We start from the raw sequence: 3,949 nt of genomic DNA, 5'->3' as shown, positions 1-3,949 counted from the left end.
CTCCTTTGGTGTTTTTGGGTTTGTACATATATTCATCTTTTATTATGGTAATTATTACGTCAGTTTTTGGTAATTATCATAAAAGTACAAAACTACAGTAATTGATAGAGATAAATTAATATTAGAAATGAAAAAATCAACAGGAGCAAGTATAAGGCAACTAAGTAGGGTATTGGGTTTAGGACGTAAAATTATTGAAAAAGCTATCAAGGCATGACAAACGAAACGTCCCCCGTGTCACTTCATGATATAAAATTATCAACGTAACTAAAAATGGACTAAAATTCACTATTATCACAAAATTTTTAATTTATTTAACCTTAAAGTTGTTTATCTCTAACACTTTACTTATATTTATCATCTGAATCAACTCTTCTATTATAAGTATCAGTATTTATATTCATTTTTCTTCCATTTATTAGAATATACTCATTATCTAACCATTCTATACGACAATTATCACCTTCGTCCCAACTCCAATATATAGTTTTAGTTTTATATGTTTTAGTATTTACTATATCAACTTTAAGGCATAATTCTGCTGTTTCAACTATATAAAGTTTAGCAATATATTCTCTATTAGGAGAATAAACTTCATTTATTAGCTTGCCTTTAGGCAACAAACTCATATCATAAAAAGTAAAATAATAAAATAAAACAATTATTAATAATATAATTGCTAATAATCCGACAAATTTTTTAACTATTTTCAACAATCTCAAAGACATTTCTATCATCTCCAAAGTTTTACAACTCAATCAACATCTAATACTTCAAATACACCATTATTGACATTGGAATAAACTATCTATATTCCCTGCAATCCAATTAATTTTCGGATGAATATCATTTATGATATTCATCTGATGCACCAATTTATTTACAAGAATTTATTTCTATAATCCATTATTATACATATCAATCCCTCGTTGTATGGCATATTGATCTTTAGGATCATCAAAATAGCTATTAAACCATTCTTTTTTAGCTGTTCCACTAAGAACCTGAACTAATCCAGCAGCTGATTTCAAAGTAAACTGGCTAAAACCTATTGATCTTCCTGTATATCCATAATGAATATTACCTATATCCTCACCATGCACATAATCTACTTTACCACCTATTATTATTTTATATTCTGTATTCCATCCTAATTCTCTTTTGTAATCCCAATCTCCACCTTCTCTAACTTTACCAGCCCAATAACCAACCGTTACTAGCCATGGATTTACATTAGGATTTATAATTCTAGTAGCTTCAGCAGCATCATAAACATCTTGAAGTTCTTTTGCATTTTTATGACAAGTATATGTTATATTAAAATACGGAGGTTCATCTGGCAATGACATGATACCAACATCTTTAGTACTGTAATTATTCATATATTCCTTTAATGTATTATTTCCCCTATTATATACGTAATTTTCTACATCATCAATAACTTGAGCTGATAAGTTTTTATCAAAATAAATTATTCCTAACTTTACACCTTTATTAATTTCATCAATCATAGTAATATATTTCTTTATCAAGTATGGTGATATGTTAATTTTATATATTTGTTTACTTATAGTAACAGTTCCATCCTGATTTTTTATAACATATCTAGAAATATTGTTTGATATATAATTATGCAATTCCTCTAAGTTCTTCAAATTCTCTGATTTTAATATTTTAGAACCATCTTCATTTATAAGACTTTGCATTTCATTATGCAAATTTGAACACGCATATACATTCACAGTACCTAAAAATATTATTAATATTAAAACTAAACTCATAATTTTATTAAATTTTTTCATATATCAAAAACTCCTTCCTTTTTTCTTTTAAATTAATATTCAAAACCTTAATTGGTTTAAAAATAAAAATTTTCGTTATCTTAGTCAAATTCATTAAGCTATAATTCTATCAACTGCATAAACAAGCTTGTCTACAAATATGATTCTACCCCTTTATTCCAAATTTGTCAATAATTTCTTTGGTATAATTTTACTATATAAACTGACAGAAAATTATCTAATATGATATTAGATTACAAAAAAAGCCAGTCAAAGTGACCTACTACATCACTCCAACTGGCTCTTCTCATTTATCTATTCAATTACAACCTCAATCTCAGTACCATCTAGCAAACTTACAATAATCTTTTCCCCTCCAAATACCGTCATCTTCTCTACAATACTAAAGAATAAATCCATATCAAATTTTTCTATTGGCTTTGCATTTTTTAGAATTTCTATAAACTGCTTTGACTTGCATCTTACTAAAGTATTATCACTTTTAAGTCCTTCCTTCCACTTTTTTATGAAATAAGCCTTGTTTTCTATCAAAGCATTAAATGTATTTACAAAAGCCTGATATAAAACCTTATCATCTATATGCTTATTCTCACAGCTCTTTTTTCCTTTCACCTTATATTTATTATTGCATCTCCAAATCACTCTTCGTAATCTCTCATCATTAGAATTCCAAACTTTTCTGCCAAAAACACTTCCACAGTGTCCACAAATAACTCTTCCTGCGAAAGGATTTTTAACCGTAGCATAGTAAATCTTTTTAATACCATACTTTTTTGCAAAAGCTTTTCTTCTTTCCAGTTCAAGTTGTACTGCGGTATGCATATCTTTATCAATAATTGGTGGATGGCTTTCTTCTACATAGTATTGTGGAACTTCTCCGTTATTTTCTACTCTTTTCTTTGTAAGAAAATCAACTGTATAAGTCTTTTGCAGGAGTGCATCTCCTTTATATTTTTCATTACTGAGAATTTTCCTTATACTATCTTCATACCATTTAGCTTTACCATTCCAATTAGGAACTCCCTCATCTTCCAGTTCCCTTGCTATTCTATTTGTACCTTTGCCATTGAGAAAATCTTTATAAATTTTTCTTACTATTTTTGCCTGTTTTTCATTTATGATAGGATTTCCTTCTTCGTCTTTGTCATAGCCTAAAAACTTTTTATGATTGATTTGAACCTTTCCCTGTTCAAATCTTCTTCTAATTCCCCAAGTAGAATTTTCACTTATACTTCTAGACTCATCTTGTGCAAGGGAACTAAGAATTGTAAGTAGTACTTCTCCTTTTGAATCTAAAGTATTGATATTTTCTTTTTCAAATATTACTCCAACACCTAGTTCTTTAAGCTGTCTTACATAATTTAAAGTATCAAGGGTATTTCTTGCAAATCTTGATATGGACTTGGTTATAATCATATCAATTCTTCCTGCTTTGCAGTCCTCAATCATTTTATTAAACTGCTCACGCTTTTTCGTATTGGTGCCTGAAATACCTTCATCGGCATAAATTCCTGCAAGTTCATAATCTGGATGATTTGTAATATAAGCTGTATAATAAGCTACCTGTGCTTCATAGCTTTATAACTGTTCTAATTGGTTTGTTGACACTCTGCAGTAAGCTGCCATTTTCTTTTTCTGCATTTCTACTCTCTCTGTTGTGCTCTGCCTGCTTGCTCTTGCTGGTATAACTGTAATGTTTCTTGCCATTTTTTATGACCTTCTTTACAATTATTGGTTCTTTTATATCAAGCCTGCTGACAACCTCATCATCTATCTTTGTTCCTGAGCAGGCATCTTTTCCATTTTTAACATGACAAGGGGACGTCAGACCGTGTAAAAAATCCAACAATTGGTTAACATAACATTGAATAGATATGCTACAATTTATCTATGATACTAGAAAAAAGGGTGGTAGCATGAGATATATAGAAGGAATAAATAGAAAAAGTAAAATTGCCTTTCCAGAGTATATAGATGATTACATCACAGAAGATAATCCTGTAAGAATAATAGATGCATTTGTGGAATCATTAGATATGGCTGAATTAGGTTTTAAAAATAGTATTCCTAAAGATAAAGGTAGACCTGGATATGATCCAAAAGATATGCTTAGATTATACATTTATGGATATATGAATAAAATCACA

General features: G+C 29.1%; 5 protein-coding genes. 1 reads left to right on the top strand and 4 read right to left on the bottom strand.

Annotated features, from left to right (window positions below; all coding sequences use genetic code 11):
- Window positions 1-344: 344 nt before the first annotated feature.
- The 4 genes from BUB36_RS18565 to BUB36_RS20260 all read right to left on the bottom strand — a co-directional run bounded on the left by BUB36_RS18565 (window position 345) and on the right by BUB36_RS20260 (window position 3,651).
- On the bottom strand, window positions 345-728 hold the full coding sequence (locus BUB36_RS18565; RefSeq protein WP_073153752.1) for a DUF5412 family protein: 384 nt from the start codon (window positions 726-728) through the stop codon (window positions 345-347).
- A gap of 168 nt (window positions 729-896) precedes the next feature.
- Complete coding sequence (locus tag BUB36_RS18560) at window positions 897-1,802, bottom strand: polymorphic toxin type 44 domain-containing protein (RefSeq protein WP_084112146.1); 906 nt, start codon at window positions 1,800-1,802, stop codon at window positions 897-899.
- A gap of 294 nt (window positions 1,803-2,096) precedes the next feature.
- Window positions 2,097-3,344: a recombinase family protein gene (locus BUB36_RS18555; protein WP_242655922.1), complete on the bottom strand. Its 1,248-nt coding sequence runs from the start codon at window positions 3,342-3,344 to the stop codon at window positions 2,097-2,099.
- 28 nt (window positions 3,345-3,372) lie between these two features.
- Complete coding sequence (locus tag BUB36_RS20260) at window positions 3,373-3,651, bottom strand: hypothetical protein (protein WP_242655920.1); 279 nt, start codon at window positions 3,649-3,651, stop codon at window positions 3,373-3,375.
- A gap of 67 nt (window positions 3,652-3,718) precedes the next feature.
- Here BUB36_RS20260 and BUB36_RS18550 point away from each other — a divergent pair.
- Window positions 3,719-3,949, top strand: a 231-nt coding sequence (locus BUB36_RS18550; RefSeq protein WP_131821369.1) for a transposase, incomplete at its 3' end; no start/stop codon positions are given.

Source organism: Paramaledivibacter caminithermalis DSM 15212 (assembly GCF_900142245.1).
GTDB lineage: Bacteria > Bacillota > Clostridia > Peptostreptococcales > Caminicellaceae > Paramaledivibacter > Paramaledivibacter caminithermalis.
Note: the sequence above shows the minus strand (reverse complement) of the source record. Positions and strands in the feature narration are given on the sequence as shown.

Excerpts from the sequence above, each read along its gene's own strand:
- BUB36_RS18565 (WP_073153752.1), bottom strand. The coding sequence starts at position 728 with ATGTCTTTGAGATTGTTGAAAATAGTTAAAAAATTTGTCGGATTATTA.
- BUB36_RS18560 (WP_084112146.1), bottom strand. The coding sequence starts at position 1,802 with ATGAAAAAATTTAATAAAATTATGAGTTTAGTTTTAATATTAATAATA.